This window comes from Roseibium sp., assembly GCF_965233565.1.
In the GTDB taxonomy this organism is placed as follows: domain Bacteria; phylum Pseudomonadota; class Alphaproteobacteria; order Rhizobiales; family Stappiaceae; genus Roseibium.
On sequence record NZ_OZ247494.1, the window covers coordinates 4499321 to 4516145 of the forward strand.

The 16825-nt window shown below is 60.0% G+C and carries 15 protein-coding genes; 6 read left to right on the forward strand and 9 right to left on the reverse strand.

Annotation, left to right across the window (positions count from 1 at the left end; all coding sequences use genetic code 11):
• Positions 1-145: 145 nt before the first annotated feature.
• From betB to betI, 3 genes are read right to left on the reverse strand one after another with little or no spacing between them, the layout of a single operon-like run.
• On the reverse strand, positions 146-1609 hold the full coding sequence (betB, locus tag ACO6TG_RS20555; RefSeq protein ID WP_422374914.1) for a betaine-aldehyde dehydrogenase: 1464 nt from the start codon (positions 1607-1609) through the stop codon (positions 146-148).
• 48 nt (positions 1610-1657) lie between these two features.
• The gene (gene betA / locus ACO6TG_RS20560; protein ID WP_422374915.1) at positions 1658-3316 is read right to left on the reverse strand and encodes a choline dehydrogenase; all 1659 of its coding nucleotides are present in this window, start codon (positions 3314-3316) and stop codon (positions 1658-1660) included.
• Positions 3317-3333: 17 nt separating this feature from the next.
• Positions 3334-3936, reverse strand: coding sequence for a transcriptional regulator BetI (gene betI, locus ACO6TG_RS20565; protein ID WP_422374916.1), 603 nt, complete (start codon positions 3934-3936; stop codon positions 3334-3336).
• Between the two features lie 191 nt (positions 3937-4127).
• Between betI and ACO6TG_RS20570 the strand changes: the two genes are divergently transcribed.
• The 3 genes from ACO6TG_RS20570 to choV all read left to right on the forward strand — a co-directional run bounded on the left by ACO6TG_RS20570 (position 4128) and on the right by choV (position 7033).
• Positions 4128-5072, forward strand: a complete 945-nt coding sequence (locus ACO6TG_RS20570; RefSeq protein WP_422374917.1) for a choline ABC transporter substrate-binding protein — start codon at positions 4128-4130, stop codon at positions 5070-5072.
• A gap of 78 nt (positions 5073-5150) precedes the next feature.
• Positions 5151-5993: a choline ABC transporter permease subunit gene (gene choW / locus ACO6TG_RS20575; RefSeq protein WP_422374918.1), complete on the forward strand. Its 843-nt coding sequence runs from the start codon at positions 5151-5153 to the stop codon at positions 5991-5993.
• Positions 5990-7033, forward strand: coding sequence for a choline ABC transporter ATP-binding protein (gene choV, locus ACO6TG_RS20580; RefSeq protein ID WP_422374919.1), 1044 nt, complete (start codon positions 5990-5992; stop codon positions 7031-7033). The genes choW and choV overlap by 4 nt, the downstream gene beginning before the upstream one ends.
• Positions 7034-7122: 89 nt before the next feature.
• Here choV and ACO6TG_RS20585 read toward each other — a convergent pair whose 3' ends face one another.
• Positions 7123-7494, reverse strand: a complete 372-nt coding sequence (locus ACO6TG_RS20585) for a hypothetical protein (RefSeq protein ID WP_422374920.1) — start codon at positions 7492-7494, stop codon at positions 7123-7125.
• 183 nt (positions 7495-7677) lie between these two features.
• Positions 7678-7890, reverse strand: coding sequence for a cold-shock protein (locus tag ACO6TG_RS20590; protein WP_006934329.1), 213 nt, complete (start codon positions 7888-7890; stop codon positions 7678-7680).
• Between the two features lie 342 nt (positions 7891-8232).
• On the opposite strand from ACO6TG_RS20590, the gene ACO6TG_RS20595 reads away from it, so the two are divergent.
• Positions 8233-8619: a BA14K family protein gene (locus tag ACO6TG_RS20595; protein ID WP_371681864.1), complete on the forward strand. Its 387-nt coding sequence runs from the start codon at positions 8233-8235 to the stop codon at positions 8617-8619.
• Positions 8620-8745: 126 nt separating this feature from the next.
• Here the strand turns inward: ACO6TG_RS20595 and ACO6TG_RS20600 are convergent, their stop codons facing one another.
• Both ACO6TG_RS20600 and ACO6TG_RS20605 read right to left on the reverse strand, forming a co-directional pair.
• Positions 8746-9207: a YaiI/YqxD family protein gene (locus ACO6TG_RS20600; protein WP_422374921.1), complete on the reverse strand. Its 462-nt coding sequence runs from the start codon at positions 9205-9207 to the stop codon at positions 8746-8748.
• Between the two features lies 1 nt (position 9208).
• On the reverse strand, positions 9209-10417 hold the full coding sequence (locus ACO6TG_RS20605) for a TIGR03862 family flavoprotein (protein WP_422374922.1): 1209 nt from the start codon (positions 10415-10417) through the stop codon (positions 9209-9211).
• 176 nt (positions 10418-10593) lie between these two features.
• Between ACO6TG_RS20605 and ACO6TG_RS20610 the strand changes: the two genes are divergently transcribed.
• Positions 10594-11787, forward strand: a complete 1194-nt coding sequence (locus tag ACO6TG_RS20610) for an HD domain-containing phosphohydrolase (RefSeq protein WP_422374923.1) — start codon at positions 10594-10596, stop codon at positions 11785-11787.
• Between the two features lie 37 nt (positions 11788-11824).
• On the opposite strand, the gene ACO6TG_RS20615 is transcribed toward ACO6TG_RS20610, so the two are convergent.
• Positions 11825-12613: a glycosyltransferase family 2 protein gene (locus ACO6TG_RS20615; RefSeq protein ID WP_422374924.1), complete on the reverse strand. Its 789-nt coding sequence runs from the start codon at positions 12611-12613 to the stop codon at positions 11825-11827.
• Between the two features lie 92 nt (positions 12614-12705).
• Positions 12706-14376: an alpha-glucosidase family protein gene (locus tag ACO6TG_RS20620; protein WP_422374925.1), complete on the reverse strand. Its 1671-nt coding sequence runs from the start codon at positions 14374-14376 to the stop codon at positions 12706-12708.
• 570 nt (positions 14377-14946) lie between these two features.
• Here ACO6TG_RS20620 and ACO6TG_RS20625 point away from each other — a divergent pair.
• Complete coding sequence (locus ACO6TG_RS20625; protein ID WP_422374926.1) at positions 14947-16113, forward strand: acetyl-CoA acetyltransferase; 1167 nt, start codon at positions 14947-14949, stop codon at positions 16111-16113.
• Positions 16114-16825: the final 712 nt, after the last annotated feature.

The window sequence follows — 16825 nt, forward strand, 5'->3', positions numbered from 1 at the left end:
CGATCCTTCGAGACGCGCGCAAACGCGCTCCTCAGGATGACGCCTGTATTGGCGGCGTAGCTGGAAAACCTCGCCACACAATCAGCGTCATCCTGAGGAGCCGCAAAGCTCCGTCTCAAAGAATCTGCCGCACTCGCTACAAACCCTAGAACGCCGCTTCGACGCCGCCCATTTCCACGTATATGCTTTTTGTCTGGCTGTAATACTCAATTGCCGCATGACCGTTCTCGCGGCCGATTCCCGATTTCTTGTAGCCGCCGAATGGCATTTCGATCGGCGTCAGATTGTAGGTGTTGATCCAGCAGGTGCCGGCCTGGAGCTGATCGATCACCCGGTGCGCCCGCTGAATGTCCTTGGTGAAGACACCGGCAGCAAGGCCAAACTCCGTGTCATTGGCACGGGCAATGACGTCGTTTTCGTCGTCAAAATCAAGCACGCTCAGGACGGGCCCGAAGATTTCTTCGCGGGCGATGGTCATGTCGTCGGTGACATCGGCAAAGACGGTCGGCTGAACGAAATAGCCGTCCGGGAAACTGTCGACCGTCGCAGCGCCGCCTCCGCAGACCAGCCGGGCGCCTTCACGCTGACCGACCTGCATGTAGTGCATGACCTTGTCGAACTGCTGGCGCGAGACCAGCGGGCCGATGGAGGTGGTTTCCTCCAGCGGGTCGCCCAGGATGGCATTGCCGGTGCGTTCGGCCAGACGCGCCAGGAAGGCTTCCTTGATCGCCGTATGCACGAAGACACGGGTGCCGTTGGAGCAGATCTGCCCGGTGGAATAGAAGTTGGCGTTGATGGCCGCGGAGACCGCATTTTCAATGTCGGCGTCGTCAAAGACGATCAGCGGCGACTTGCCGCCAAGTTCCAGGGTGGTCTTTTTCAGGTGTTCGCCGGCAAGAGCAGCAACCTTGGCGCCGGTCGGCACGGAGCCGGTCAGCGAGATCTTGCTGATTGCCGGATGCGCAACCATTCTGGCGCCGACATCGCCAAAACCCTGGATCACGTTGAAGACCCCGTCCGGCAGACCGGCTTCGGTCAGGGCTTCGGCCAGTTTCAGGGCGCTCAGCGGGGTGACTTCCGACGGCTTGAAAATCATGGCGTTGCCGCAGACCAGCGCCGGCGCAGCCTTCCAGCAGGCGATCTGGATCGGGTAGTTCCAGGCGCCGATGCCGAAGCAGATGCCGAGCGGTTCGCGCTTGGTGTAGGCGAAGGAATCGCCGAGATCGATATGTTCGCCGGTCAGCGTCGCCGCCAGGCCGCCGAAATACTCAAGGCAGTCTGCACCCGAGGCTGCATCCGCGATCAGGGTTTCCTGCAAGGGTTTGCCCGTGTCGAGGGTTTCAAGGACCGACAGCTCGTGGTTCTTATCGCGCAGGATCTCAGCGGCCCGGCGCAGCACCCGTCCGCGTTCGGCGGGTGCTGTGGCAGCCCAGACTTTCTGGCCGGCTGTTGCGGCCTCGATGGCCGCGTCGATCACGGCATCGTCGGCCGACTTGAGGCTGGCGATCACTTCACCGGTTGCCGGATAAAGGGAATCGAACGGAGTGCCGGACTGGCTCTCCAGATAAGAGCCGCCAACATAGTGGGACGCTTGAGGTTGGGCGCGCATGGGTCTGGTCCTTGATCGTCTTTTGTGCCGGCCTGAGACCGGCGAAATTTAACGCTGGCTGGTTTCCCAGTCCGGATGGATCCAAGGCTCCTGGTTGGAAGCCGGCAGCGGATCCTTGCCGAGAATGTGGTCCGTGGCCTTTTCCCCGACCATAATCGACGGGGCATTGAGATTGCCATTGGTGATTTGCGGGAAGATCGAGCTGTCGGCAACACGCAGACCGTCCACCCCGATCACGCGGCATTCCGGATCGACCACGGCCATCGGGTCGTCCTTGGCGCCCATCCGGCAGGTGCCGCAGGGGTGATAGGCGCTTTCCACGTGTTCGCGAATGAAGTTGTTCAGGTCCTCGTCGCTCTGGACCTGATCGCCCGGCTGGATTTCCTTGCCGCGATAGTCCGCAAAGGCTTCCTGGCTGAAGATCTCGCGGGTTAGCCGGATACAGGTGCGGAAATCTTCCCAGTCCTCTTCGTGGGACATGTAGTTGAAGAGGATGGACGGTTTTTCACGGGGGTCGGCGGAGGTCAGTTTGACATGGCCGCGTGACTTGGAGCGCATTGGTCCGACATGGGCCTGGAAACCATGGCCTTCTGCAGCCGCCTGGCCGTCATAGCGCACGGCAAAGGGCAGGAAGTGATACTGGATATCGGGGTATTTGACACCCGCCTTGGAGCGGATGAAGGCGGCGCTCTCGAACTGGTTGGACGCACCGAGACCCTGCTTGAAGAACAGCCATTGCGCGCCGATCAGAGCCTTGGAAATAAGGTTCCAGTGTTTGTAGAGCGTGATCGGCTGGCTGCAGGCCTGTTGCAGATAGAGCTCCAGGTGATCCTGCAGGTTGGCGCCGACGCCGGGCCGGTCGGCCACGACATCGATGCCGAGGGCCGAAAGATCGGCGGCCGGACCGATACCGGAATTCATCAGGATTTTCGGCGAGTTGATCGAGGAGGCCGCGAGGACGACTTCCCGCGCGGCTCGGGCTTCTCGGATCTCGCCACCGGTTTCGAATTCCACGCCTGTCGCGCGTTTGTCCTGAATCAGGATCTTGCGGACAAGAGCGCCCTTGATCAGCGTGAGATTGCCGCGTTTCAGGGCGGGTTTCAGATAGGCATTGGCGGCGGACCAGCGGCGGCCCCGGTGGACCGTCATTTCCATGTCGCCGAAGCCTTCCTGACGTTCGCCATTATAGTCTTCGGTCACACCGTAACCGGCCTGGGCACCGGCATCGCGAAAGGCGTGAAACAGCGGGTTCCACTTGGTGCCGCGCTGGACATGGAGCGGGCCGTCGGTGCCGCGCCAGCCGCTCTGGCCGCCGTGGCTGTGTTCCAGGCGCTTGTAATAGGGCAGCACATGGCGATAACCCCAGCCGGAGGCGCCCATGTCTTCCCAGGTGTCGAAGTCGCAGGCGTGGCCGCGCACATAGACCATGCCGTTGATGGACGAGGAGCCGCCGATCACCTTGCCGCGCGGGGTCGCCAGGCGGCGTCCACCCAGATGCGGCTCCGGTTCGCTCTGGAACCCCCAGTCATAGAGCGGCATGTTCATCGGATAGGAGAGAGCAGCCGGCATCTGGATCAGCGGGCCGACATCCGTGCCGCCGAACTCAAGCAGAAGGACGCGGTTCTTCGGATCTTCCGACAGCCGGTAGGCAAGGGCGCAGCCGGCGGATCCGGCACCGACGATGATGAAATCGAACTGGTCGGTCATGAAGGTCTCCGGCCGGGTCAGGCGTTGGCGCCGCGCGCGGCATGCGCAGCAATCTGGGTTTCCACATAGTCCTCGACCATCGCAATTGCGGCGTCCCGGTCGGTCTTCGCATCGGACAGCGCCTGGCGAATCCAGACCCCGTCGATCATGGAGGCCGTGCCTTCGGCAATGCGCCGGGCTTCGGTCTGCGGCATGAAGGCCCTGAGGTTGAAAGTCAGGTTGGAGGCAAGGCGGGCGGCATAGATTTTCAACAGCCGGCTGTTGCTGTCCGTCGTCCGTGACTGGACATAGAAGGCCAGCCAGGCGGCAATGACGGCAGGCTGGAACTGGTCGACGGCAAAGTTGCCGGCAATGATGGCACTGATGCGCTCGCGCGGTGTTTCGGCCTTGGCAAGGCCGTCACGGATGGCGCGGCCCAGTTCGGTCAGAAGGTGCCGCATGGTCGCGGCAAGTAATTGATCTTTCGAGCCGAAATAATGATGCACCAAGCCGCCGGAAACACCCGCACGTTTGGCGATCTGCGCCATGGTTACGTCCGAGTATCCGCGCTCGTGAATTGCATCAACCGTTGCGTCAATCAGGCTGCGGCGCCGCTCCGCTTCCATTCCGACCTTGGGCATTTCGACCTCCATCTGTCTCTTGGTCTTATTTTTAATTGATCAATCAATCAATGAAAACTTGCAAATTTTTCCCGTGGATGTTTGGATCAACATTGGGCAGGCTGTGGGAAGCGTATGTGGAGGGCGTTATACCGAAGCAACCCCGCCCTGCAGAAAAACAAAAAAGTTCGACTTTCCTTAGGAGGTATATCATGAAAGTAGCAGCGAAACTCGCTGGAGGTATTGCGCTCGGATTTCTGCTGACCGGCACCGCACTGGCCAGTGAGCCCGAGGCCTGCAAGACGGTCCGCTTCTCCGACGTCGGCTGGACCGACATCACCGCCACCACCGCCGCAACCTCGGTCGTTCTGGAAGCGCTCGGCTATGAGCCGGACGTCAAGCTTCTGTCCGTGCCGGTGACCTATGCGTCCCTGAAGAACAAGGACATCGACATCTTCCTCGGCAACTGGATGCCGACCATGGAAGGCGACATCAAGTCTTACCGCGAGGACGGGTCCGTCGAGACGGTCCGGGCCAACCTGGAAGGTGCCAAATACACCCTGGCCGTGCCGCAATACACCTATGACAAGGGCCTGAAGAGCTTCCAGGATATCGCCAAGTTCCGCGATGAACTCGACGGCAAGATCTACGGCATCGAGCCGGGCAATGACGGCAACCGTCTGATCATCGGCATGATCGATCAAAACCTCTACGGCCTGGAAGGCTTCGAAGTGGTTGAGTCTTCCGAGCAGGGCATGCTGGCCCAGGTTGCACGCGCCGGCCGCCGTGAAAACGATATTGTCTTTCTCGGCTGGGAACCGCATCCGATGAATGCCAACTTCAAGATGGCGTATCTCGAAGGCGGTGACGACATCTTTGGTCCGAACTACGGCGGTGCCACGGTCTACACCAACGTCCGTGCCGGCTACACCACCGAATGCCCGAATGTCGGCAAGCTGCTTGAGAACCTGGAGTTCTCGCTCGCCATGGAAAACGAGATCATGGGCGCGATCCTGATCGACGGTGAAGACCCGAACAAGGCGGCCGCTGCCTGGCTGAAGGAGCATCCGGCCACGTTCGAAAACTGGCTGGTCGGCGTGAAGACGTTTGACGGGGGCGACAGCTTTGCCGCCGTCAAGGGCGCTCTTGGCCTTTAACCCCTCCGACAGATTGGACGCCGTCGTTCGCGACGGCGTCCTTTTTTCTTGGCAACAGGTTTCACAAAGGGGCTGAACTTGGAGTGGCTGACTGAAGACAAGATTCCGATCGGCAAATGGGCGAAAGCCGGGGTCGATTGGCTCACCGACAACGCCTATTGGCTGTTTGACGGCATCTCCGCGTTCCTTCTGACAATTATCGAAGGGATCCTCTGGCTGCTACAGGCGCCGCCGCCCCTGGTGATGGTCGCGGTTTTTGTGGGGCTGGCGTATTTTGTTCATCGCACGATCACCTTCTCGGTCCTGGTGGCAGCCTCGCTGTTGCTCATTATCAACCAGGGATACTGGGAAGAGACCACAGAGACGCTGGCTCTGGTCATGGCGTCCACGCTGGTCTGTATGGCCATTGGGGTGCCGGTCGGGGTTCTCGCGGCCCATAATCCGCGATTTTATGCGGTATTGCGTCCGGTGCTCGACCTGATGCAGACGCTGCCGACATTCGTCTACCTGATCCCCGCCCTGATCCTGTTTGGCCTCGGCATGGTGCCCGGGCTGATCGCGACGGTGATCTTTGCCATTCCCGCACCAATCCGGCTGACACAGCTCGGCGTCTCCTCGACCCCGACCTCGTTGCTGGAAGCCGGGCAGGCTTTCGGTGCCACCAAGCGGCAACTGCTCTGGAAGATCGAACTGCCCTACGCTCTGCCCCAGATCATGGCCGGCCTGACCCAGACGATCATGTTGTCGCTGTCGATGGTGGTGATTGCCGCGCTCGTGGCCGCAGACGGTCTCGGCGTTCCCGTGCTCCGGGCTCTGAACACCGCCAATGTGGCGCTCGGCTTTGAAGCCGGCGTTTGTATCGTTCTGATCGCGATCGTGCTCGATCGCTTCTTCCGCACGCCGGAAGGAGGCAAGAAATGAGCGAGATGCAAAACAACGCGATCGTCTCCTTCAAGGATGTCGATATCGTTTTTGGCGAAAAGCCCGAAACGGCGCTGCCACTGATCGATGCCGGCAAGACCCGCCAGGAAATCCAGGCGGAGACGGGCCAGATCCTGGGTGTTGCAGGAGCAAGCTTCGACATTCATGAGGGCGAGGTCATCGTACTCATGGGGCTGTCCGGTTCGGGCAAGTCGACCCTGCTTCGGGCCGTTAACGGCCTCAACCCGGTGATCCGCGGCGAGGTCCAGGTGCATGATGGAAGCCGCTACATCAACCCGGAGACCTGCTCAGAAAACGAGCTCCGGGAATTGCGCCGGCACCGCATCGGCATGGTGTTCCAGCAATTCGGTCTTCTGCCCTGGCGCACGGTGGCCGAAAATGTCGGCTTCGGCCTTGAGCTGGCCGGCATGCCGCAGAAGCAACGCGCTGCCAAGGTCGAGGAGCAGCTCAAGCTCGTCGGCCTGACCGGCTGGGGCGAGAAATACGTCCACGAGCTCTCCGGCGGCATGCAGCAGCGCGTGGGTCTTGCCCGCGCCTTTGCCACCGACGCGCCGATCCTGCTGATGGACGAGCCTTTTTCCGCGCTTGATCCGCTGATCCGCGACAAGCTGCAGGATGAGTTGCTCGACCTGCAGAAGGAACTCAACCGGACGATTATCTTCGTCAGCCACGATCTCGATGAAGCCGCCAAGATCGGCTCGCGCATCGCGATCATGGAAGGCGGCAGGGTGATCCAGCTGGGCACGCCGCAGGAGATCGTCAAGACGCCGGCAACGGAGTATGTGGCGGACTTTGTCAGCCACATGAACCCGCTGAACGTCCTGCGGGCCCGTGACATCATGGTGCCGCCAGGCAGCCTGTCGGGCTCTCTGGCGTCGGCACTGAACTGCGATGCCAACACGCCGATCCGCGAGGTCGCCCGGCTGAAGAAGTCCAGCTCGGAGCCTGTCGTCGTTCAGAAGGACGGCGCCATTGTCGGTGTCATCGGCGAGAACGAGCTGCTGGACTGCATGCTCTGAGCCGGCATTGAAAAAGACAAGAGAACGGGGCCTGCGGGCCCCGTTTCCATATGACCTTGCGTGTCCCTGCCGCAGGACATCGTTTTGGCTCAGTCGGAACCGCCGCAGGAATCTCCGCCCGAGAAATCGGAGGAGGAGTGGCACGTGTCGTTGTGACTGGAGTAGCTGTCGTCGCTGCTGCTGAAAAAGCCAAAGGAAAAATGGGATGAGCTCTCTTCAGCGTTGCCGCTGAAGGGGGCGTCACCGTTCAAGAACCACAGGAACGGTGCGGTCATTGCCAGATAAACTGCCGCAAGCCCAATCACCAGGGTCTGCAAAGTCTCTGTGAGGGCAGCTTCAAACCAGACAAACAGGAACACCCCGATCGGGGCGAGCAATATCAAACGAAGCAGGTGTCCGCGAAAGCTGCCGGTCTTGATTTCCGTCCGATAAGTGCTCAGCAGGGATTTGTAATTTTCCAAGATAAATTCCTTTTGTAAAAATCGTTCCGATACAAAACATGCACAAATTAGCTTTTTTGGACGAGATGGCAATTATGCCTGAATGCTTGAAAAAATAGCCAAGTCGCAAACAAAAACGGGGCCGAAAGGCCCCGTTTCCGAATTTGTCTGCGCCTGCCGTCTCGCGACGGCGGCTGCAAAAGCTTAGAGCAGCTCGAGCTGAGCAGCCTGCTTGCCGCGGCCACGACGGTCGTCTTCGGCAACGAAGGAGATTTTCGCACCTTCAACGGGTGTTCCGATACCGGCCTGCTCGAAAGCAGTGATGTGGACGAACACATCCTTGGAGCCGTTTTCCGGCGTGATGAAGCCAAAGCCACGGTCGTGGTTGAAGAATTTGATAGTGCCGTTCTCGCGCATGGAGAAGCCTTTCCGTAAGTAGAATGCGCCGTCCCGTTTCCGGCAGGGCGCGGATAAACGAGAAGTCACTAAGAAACGGAAAGCTTGCCAATTCAGAGCAGCGCTTAATGGAGCAGCCACCGAAGTCAGTCTCACCGGGTCTTTCGTCAGTCCCGTACGGCACAACGCGTACCGATGGCGGGTAATGTAGGTGCCGTTGGGAGTCGCGGCAAGTGAAACTTGCGTCAGAAACGGGGAAAGGCTGATTTCCTTGTAAAATTTCAGCGTCCGTTACGGAAAGCGACCGCCTGTGACTCCGGTCACAGCGACCGCGCCGCTCCCTTCCTATGTTGGTGTCATGAGCTGAGGCGAACAGGACAGGCCTCGCAAACCAGAAGGGACACCGTCATGTTCAAGAAAGTTGCTACCACCACCGTCGCGCTGGCTCTTGTTGCCGGTGCAGCCCTCACCACCCAGACACAATCCGCCAACGCCGCTGAAGGCTGGCAGGTGGGTGTCGGCATCGCCGGTGGCCTTGCTGCAGGCGCGATCCTGGGCTCTGCCCTGTCGCAGCCGCGCTACGTCGCGCCGCCGCCGGCCTATTACCCGGCACCGGCTCCGGTTGTCGTTTATCGCCCGGCTCCGTGGAGCCCGGCCTGGTACAATTACTGCAGCCGCAAGTACCGGTCCTTCAACCCGAACACCGGTTACTTCCTGGCCTATTCCGGCCAGTACAAATTCTGCCGCTAAACGTCGCCCGACCGCCAGGAACGGGCTTAGGCAAAGCATAAGAGCCGGGGCGCAATCACCCCCCAAAGGGTATCCGGCCACACTCCCTGCAAGGTGCTCCTCCCCGCCTTGCAGGGAGTTTTTTGTTCAGGCCTGGCCCGCCAGTCGTTTTGCCGCCCGCATGGTGGTCTCCAGCTGATTGAGAAAGCGGGACCGGTCCTGCTTGGTGAAAGACGGTCCACCTTCCCGGATTTCGCCGATTTCACGCAGATGGGTCTTGAGGTCACGCATGGCGAGACGCATGCCGATGCCATCTTCGCTGAAAGGCTTGCCGGATGGGCCGATGACAAGAGCGCCGGTCTTGACGCAGCGCGCCGCCAGCGGCACATCCGCGGTCACCACTACATCGCCGGTCTGAGCCCGTTCCGCGATCCAGTTGTCGGCCTCGTCCGGACCTTCCGGAACGATCACCCGTTCGATCAGATCGCCCTCCGGCAGGCGCATCCAGCTGTTGGAGACAAACTTGATCGGCACCTTGTGCCGTTCTCCGACCCGGATGGCCTCGTCTTTCACCGGACAGGCATCCGCGTCCACGTAAAGCACGGTCATGTCACTGTCCCTCCGACAGGTAGATTTCAATTCCGGACGCAGCGCGGTGTCCCATGGCAAAACAGGCTTGCAGCAGGTAACCGCCGGTCGGCGCTTCCCAATCCAGCATTTCGCCGGCAGCAAACAGGCCGGGCTGTTTTTTCAGCATCAGATGGGCATCCAGTTCGGCAAGCGCGATGCCGCCTGCCGATGATATGGCCCTGTCGATGGCATAAGGAGCCGTCAGACAAATGGCAACTGCCTTGATCCTGCGGGCGAGGTCGTCCGGATCTGAAGGCAGTTCGCCTGCCTCGCGCAGGAGAGCCAGCTCTTCCGGTTTCAGTTTGAGGGCCTTTTTCAGGAAGGTTGCCAGGGATTGTTTCTTGCGCGGTTTTTGCAGCTTCTTCGTCAGATCTCCCACGGTCAGCGATGGCCGCAGATCGATCGAGAGTTCTGCCTTGCCGTACTGATTGATTGCTTCACGGAGCTCTGCTGACAGCGCATAAATGCCGCCGCCTTCCAGGCCCTGGGCGGACAGCATGGCTTCCCCGCTGACCCGCCGGCCGGCATGCGACAGCGCAATGCGCTTGAGCGGTTTGCCTGCAAACCTGTCTTTCAGATAGGCGCTCCAGGCAACCTGAAAACCGCAATTCGCCGGCTGAAACCGATGGACTTCAATACCTTTCGCTTCCAACAGCGGCACCCAGGCAGCATCAGAACCGAGTTTCGGCCAGCTGGCACCACCAAGGGCAAGGAGCACGGCCCGGGCTGGAAACGGCTCGACCTTGCCAGCGCCATCTTCAAGCAGCGCGGACCCATCTTTTGCAAAGCCTTTCCAGGTATGCCGGCTCAAGAGCTGGACCTTCTTGTCTTCAAGGCGGCGCAACCAGGCTCTGAGCAAGGGAGAGGCCTTCATGGCAACAGGAAAAACACGTCCGCTGCTGCCGACAAAGGTCTGCTCGCCCAGATCGTGACACCAGTCTCTAAGGGCCTCGGGTGGAAAGGCCCGGATCATGGGTGCGAGGAAGGGCTCCGCTTCCCTGTAGCGGTTCGCAAACGTCGGCAGGTCCTCACTATGGGTCAGGTTGAGGCCACCCCGGCCGGCCATCAGGAACTTGCGGGCAGGGGAAGGCATCCGTTCGGCGATGGTGACGGAAAAGCCTTTTGCCGACAGTTTTTCAGCGGCAAACAATCCGGCCGGACCGGCCCCGACAATCAAAACATCTTGCATTCCGACTTCTTAGTCACAGAAACACGAAAAAACCACTGGCGAATTCCATGAAGACACGGAATTAAATCCCAGATGTTTCCGCAAGTATTTGTTATCTGTCTCATGAGATGATCTCGCAGGAGTTGAGCGCTGCTGACTGTTCGCGGTGGCTTTTCTTCAGGAGAAAGGAACCGTGTATGGAGACGACCACGGACCTCATCGTTGTTGCGGATCCCGACGAAAATGTGAAGAAAGGGTTCCAGCGACTGTTCAGCAGCCACAAGAATGTGGTCTGTTTTTCGGAGTCTGATCCGGCCCTGCTGTTCTTGAAACAGAACCCGGGCACATCGGTGGTCTTTTCCTGTTTTAATCTGCCCGGCCGCGGAGGAACGGCGTTCCTGCGGGCTGCGGAGACGCTCGCGCCCCAGGCAACCCGGATCATGCTGACCCGCGAAAAATCAGCAGAGGCCATCAAGAAGACCCTGAATGAAGGCCATGCCTTCATGTATCTGGAAAAACCATGCCAGCCGACCGAACTGGTGACGGCCATGGAAACGGCGCTGACCCATCACCGGCAGCTGGCCAAGGACAGGGCCCTTCTGGAGCGCACGCTGGCCGGGTCGGTGAAGCTTCTGATCGACATGCTGGCTCTGTTTCACCCTGAAGCGTTTCGGCGGACGGCAATCGTACGCAAACAGGCCTTGAAGCTGGCCAAGGCTCTCGGGCTGAAGAAAACCTGGGAACTGGAAATGGCAGTCATGCTGTCGCCGCTGGGCGAAGCGTTGCTGCCGAAACAGATCCTGGCGCGCTACCGGGCAGCGCGCAGTCTGACCGAACAGGAACGTGATGTTCTCGACAGGGCGCCCGCGCAATCGCGGGAACTGCTGAAGAACATTCCCCAGCTGGAGAAGGTCTCCGAATATCTTTACCTGTCCGGCTGTGGCTATGACGGATCGGGCTTTCCCAAGGACGGCCCGACCGGTCAGGACATTCCGCTGGTCTCACGCATTCTAAAACTGCTGACGGATCTCTGGTATGCCAGTCCGGAAAGCGGACCGGATGCGGCCTCTTTCGAGGCACTGACCATCAACTGGCGCAAATACGATCCCAAGCTGCTCGAGCTGGCGCGAAACGTGCTCATGGACGATGTCCCGGAAGCGCGCAGGAAGCACGTCGCCCAGTGTTACATCCGCTCGCTGCGGCCGGGGGACATCCTGGTCGATGACGCCTTGACCGAAAGCAGTCACGAACTGGTCCTTTCGCGCGGGCACCTTCTGACGCCGACCACCATCCGTCGGCTGGAGCATTTCCACCAGACTGCCGGCGTGCGTCAGCCGATCCGGGTCGAGCGGCACGAGGTGGTCGAGGAATTGCTGGGGGATGCGGGCTGAAGTCCGGCAGGCCGGTGCGTCAGGACGATCCGTGGTCTCAATCTTTGCCCGTTTTCTCCATGAGCTCCGCCTCATAGGCCTTGGCCACCCGCAGAAAGCGGGCATGGGCATAGTTCATGGACAGGATCAGGCCCCACCAGCCGTATTTGCGGTACTTGCGCACGAAATACGCCTTGAGGAAGCTGACCGGGAATTCGGTCAGGAGCCGGGTCCTTGGCAGTTTGCGGCCGCGGGCGCGCATGTCCTCGACCTGCATGCCGGAATAGCGGTTGTATTTGCCGACCTGGAAATCGAGTGAGCGGATCGAGCGATGCGCCATGATGCCTGCAAGATTGGCGATCCTGGCACCGGGCTCCGGGCGCACCGTGTCGTGAACGATCGAAGCCGAAAAGCGGCCCTTTTGCCGGTCGTAGAGCCGGATCTGGTGATAGCCATAGGCCCAGGGCGCCGGCGTGCTTTCATGGGCATACATGTCCCGGATCATGATCCGCCAGCCATCGGCACTCTTGTAGCTGCCATCGGCGAATTTCGCGCGAATTTCAGCGGCGAGATCCGGCGTCACCTCTTCATCGGCATCGAGATTGAGGAGCCAGTCATTGCGGCACCGGTCTTCGCCGAACCGCTTCTGCGGACCGTATCCGGGCCAGTCATTCCGGATGACCCGCGCCCCGAGTTTTTCGGCAACGGCAACGGTGTCGTCGGTCGAACCGCTGTCGATGACAATAACCTCGTCCACCCAGTCGACGACGCTTTCGATCGGCTTGTGGATCCGGTCGGCTTCGTCTTTTGCAATGATGAAGGCGGAAAGGGGCAGGCGCTCGGTCATGACACTCCGGTCGGATTGGGCGCCGGACCAGGACCGGCCCGGCAGATACCGTTCAGGTATTAGCCGCGCCGGACGGGGATTTGAAGGTTAAATCAGGATTTCACGCTCGCGAAAGCCGCATCGAGCCCTTGCAGGGTGATCGTGGAGCCTTCGATAAGCCCGGTGAAACCCGGTGCCCTGAGGTCTTTCAGGACGCGATCCGGAACCTCGATACTTGCCGGCTCCGTGCCCAGATTGAAGGCGCAAAGGATTGTTTCGCCCCGGTGGCTGCGAGTGAAGACGAGTGTCTCGCCCGCGCTGTCCAGGAAGTGCATGTCGCCCTTCTTCAGCGGTTCGAACTCTTTCCTCCAGGCATAAAACGCCCTGTTGCGGTTCAGGATCGATGTCTCGTCCTTTTCCTGCATGTCCACCGCCAGCGGCAAATGGGTGTCGGCCATCGGCAGCCAGGGATCGGCGTCGGAAAAACCGCCATGCCTGTTGTTGTTCGCCCAGGGCATGGGGGTGCGGCACCCGTCGCGGCCCTTGTATTCCGGCCAGAAGCGGATGCCGTAGGGATCCTGCAACTGGTCGAACGGCACGTCGGCCTGCGGCAGTCCCAGTTCCTCGCCCTGATAGAGGCAGGGCGTGCCGCGCAGCGAAGCGCAAAGCGCGGTTTCCAGCGGTGCAAATCGTCCGATGTCGAGGCCTTCGCCCCAGCGGCTGCCAACGCGCTGGACATCATGGTTGGACAGCGCCCAGCTGGCCCAGCCCGAACCGATGCCTTCGTTCATTTCTTCAACGATCCGGCGGATATAGGCGGCCGAGTGCTGCGGCGTCAGAAGGTCGAAGCTGTAGGCCATATGGATGCGCTCGCCCGCTTCCGTGTAGGCTTTGGTGAGCTCGACCGCGAGCCCGTCATGGCCGATCTCGCCCACCGAAGTGGTGCCGGGATACTGGTCGAGCAGGCCGCGCAGCTTTTTCAGGAAAACGAGGTTTTCCGGCCGCGTCTTGTCATAGACATGGTCCTGATAGCCATAAGGATTGGTCGGATCGACGGTGGACGGTGCCTCGTCCGCGCTGAGCGGCGGGTTGTCCCTCAGCTGCTGGTCGTGGACGTAGAAATTCACCGTGTCGAGACGGAAACCGTCGACACCCCGGTCGAGCCAGAATTTCGCGGCGCCCAGGACGGCGTCCTGGACGTCTTCGTTGTGGAAGTTGAGATCCGGTTGGCTGGCCAGGAAATTATGCATGTAATACTGGCAGCGGCGACTGTCCCACTCCCAGGCCGGACCGCCGAAGATCGAGAGCCAGTTGTTGGGCACCGTGCCATCCGGCTTGGCATCCGCCCAGACGAACCAGTCGGCCTTGGCATTGTCTTTCGAGGACCGGCTTTCGGTGAACCAGGCATGCTGGTCGGACGTGTGGGAAATCACCAGATCGATGATGACCTTCATCCCGCGCTTGTGCGCGGCCGCCAGCATGGCATCGAAATCGGCCAGCGAGCCGAACATCGGGTCGACATCCTCATAGTCGGAGACGTCATAGCCGAAATCGTCCATGGGCGAGGTGAAGAACGGCGACAGCCAGATGGCGTCGACACCGAGCGAGGCAATGTAGTCCATTCGTTCGGTGACGCCGTTGAGGTCGCCGATGCCGTCATTGTTGCTGTCGTTGAAGGAACGCGGATAGATCTGATAGATCACCGCGCCTTTCCACCAGTCCGGGTCTTTGATCAGGTTTTCAGGCACATCGGCCTCCATGCCCGTTTCGGCTTCTTCGAACATTGCCGGTCTCCGTCCGCTTCTCTGGCGGTGTTGAGGTTTTCAAAGCGCTTTGAATGGCTATATCCGGCGGCTCTTCAGGTCAAGAGACCTGCCTGCAAAAAGTCGTGACAATGGTGGATAGGGTTAAATGGAAACCGGGTGGAGAGGCATGGGAGGTTTTGGTGCGGCACAAGCAAAAACCGGCCCCGCACGAGGCAGGACCGGTGGAGCAAATGAAAAGTCTCGAAACACGATTTTGTCCGGAACACTGTTCTTATAACAGGCGTGCGTGACAGGTTTGTGAACAAAACCTTAACGATCGTGAAATCTGCGGATTGTGAAGCGGGAGATGGTCCAAACGCGGTTCATCGACAGCCCGGTAGGTGAAGAATTCTGAGAGCTTAAAGAATTGAAATAAAAGAGAGAAAAATAAAGTTATGACGTTAAGGTCAATTTCTTCTTGCAAAGCAGCATGGAAGCTGGGACTGTCAGGCTCAGCAAAAGCTTCAAGAGACTGGAATTGGAGAGAATCAGCCCTGGACGCCCTGTCCGGCGCCGCCAATTCGTGAAGGATAATCTGGAGGAAGTGTCATGACGGCAGCCATGGTTGGATGGGCGCATTTGCCCTTCGGAAAACATGCGGAAGAAACGGTTGAAAGCATGATCGTCAAGGTGGCGGTGGACGCCATCGAAGATGCCGGCATCGCTCCGGAAGATGTCGACGAGATCCTGCTGGGCCACTTCAATGCCGGTTTCTCCCTTCAGGATTTCACGGCGTCCCTGGTGCTGCAGGCGGATCCGGCCCTGCGGTTCACGCCGGCGACCCGCGTTGAAAATGCCTGTGCCACCGGCTCTGCCGCCGTGCATCAGGGGGTGCGCGCGGTTGCTTCCGGCGAGGCTCGTTTCGTACTGGTTGTCGGCGTTGAGCAGATGACAACCACGCCTGGCCCGGAAATCGGCAAGAACCTGCTGAAGGCCTCCTATCTGAAGGAAGAGGGCGACACACCTGCCGGGTTTGCCGGCGTCTTCGGCAAGATCGCCGATGCCTATTTCCAGAAACACGGCGACCAGTCCGACGCACTGGCGAAGATCGCCGCAAAGAACCACAAGAACGGTGTCGGCAATCCCTATGCCCAGATGCGCAAGGATCTCGGTTTCGACTTCTGCCGCGCGGAAAGCGAAAAGAATCCGTTCGTTGCTGGTCCGCTGAAACGCACCGACTGTTCGCTGGTTTCCGATGGCGCTGCGGCCCTGGTCCTGACCGATCCGGCAACGGCGCTCGGCATGAAAAAGGCGGTCGCCTTCCGTGGCATGGCCCATGTCCAGGACTTTCTGCCGATGTCCCGGCGCGACATTCTGAAGTTCGAAGGCTGCGCCAGAGCCTGGGGCGAAGCGCTTGGTGATGCCAACCTGGCAATTGAGGACCTCTCCTTTGTCGAGACCCATGACTGTTTCACTATTGCCGAGCTGATCGAGTATGAGGCCATGGGCCTGACCAAGGAAGGCGAGGGCGCCCGTGCCGTTCTGGAAGGCTGGACCGAGATGGGCGGCAAGCTGCCGGTCAACCCGTCGGGCGGCCTCAAGGCGAAAGGTCACCCGATCGGCGCCACAGGTGTCTCCATGCATGTCCTGACCGCCATGCAGCTCACCGGCACCGCCGGCGACATTCAGGTCAGGAACGCCGAACTCGGCGGCATCTTCAACATGGGCGGAGCGGCCGTGGCCAACTTCGTCTCCGTGCTGCAGCCAATGAAATAACGCGCCTCCGCAGTTGCCCAGAAAAGCCGGCGATCTCGCCGGCTTTTTTGTGTGCTCCGCACCATTCCCCTCCTTGTCATCCCGGACGCAGCGCAGCGGAGATCCCGGACCCAGGACGCCGGGGAAGCAGACGAGGGCAATGCGGCAGCCGATGAAGTGTCCTGGGTCTCCGCTTTCGCGGAGATGACACCCTGAGGCAGAGGCTCATTTCCACCACCTTCGTCATTGCAGGGCTCGACCCTGCAATCCATGCCGTTCAGTTGCCGCAATCGAGAGCGCTCCGAGCGGAACGCTCATGGCATGGATCCCATGGTCGAGCCATGGGATGACGAAGAGAAGTTTGGGCGAGCGTTGTTCGTGCGTCCTGACGTTCAGCGCCTTCTGTTTGTCCTCCCGGGCGGTGCACAGTGGAGATCCGGGACCCAGGACGCCGGGGAAGCAGACGAGGGCAATGCGGCAGCCGATGAAGTGTCCTGGGTCTCCGCTTTCGCGGAGATGACAACGGGGGACTGTTCCAATGAGTGCGGCCTGATCGCGTTGAAGTGCTGACCCTGATGCATTGATGGATCGTCAGTTTGCTGGACGAAGTCAAATCCCTGATTTAAATCGGAAACTATGGGAATTTCTTTTGCTGTTTATCTTGCGTCTACGAACTTTTGCTCCGCTGCGATCCTAATGGCCATGGGCATTTTGCCTTTCTATCGATCATATG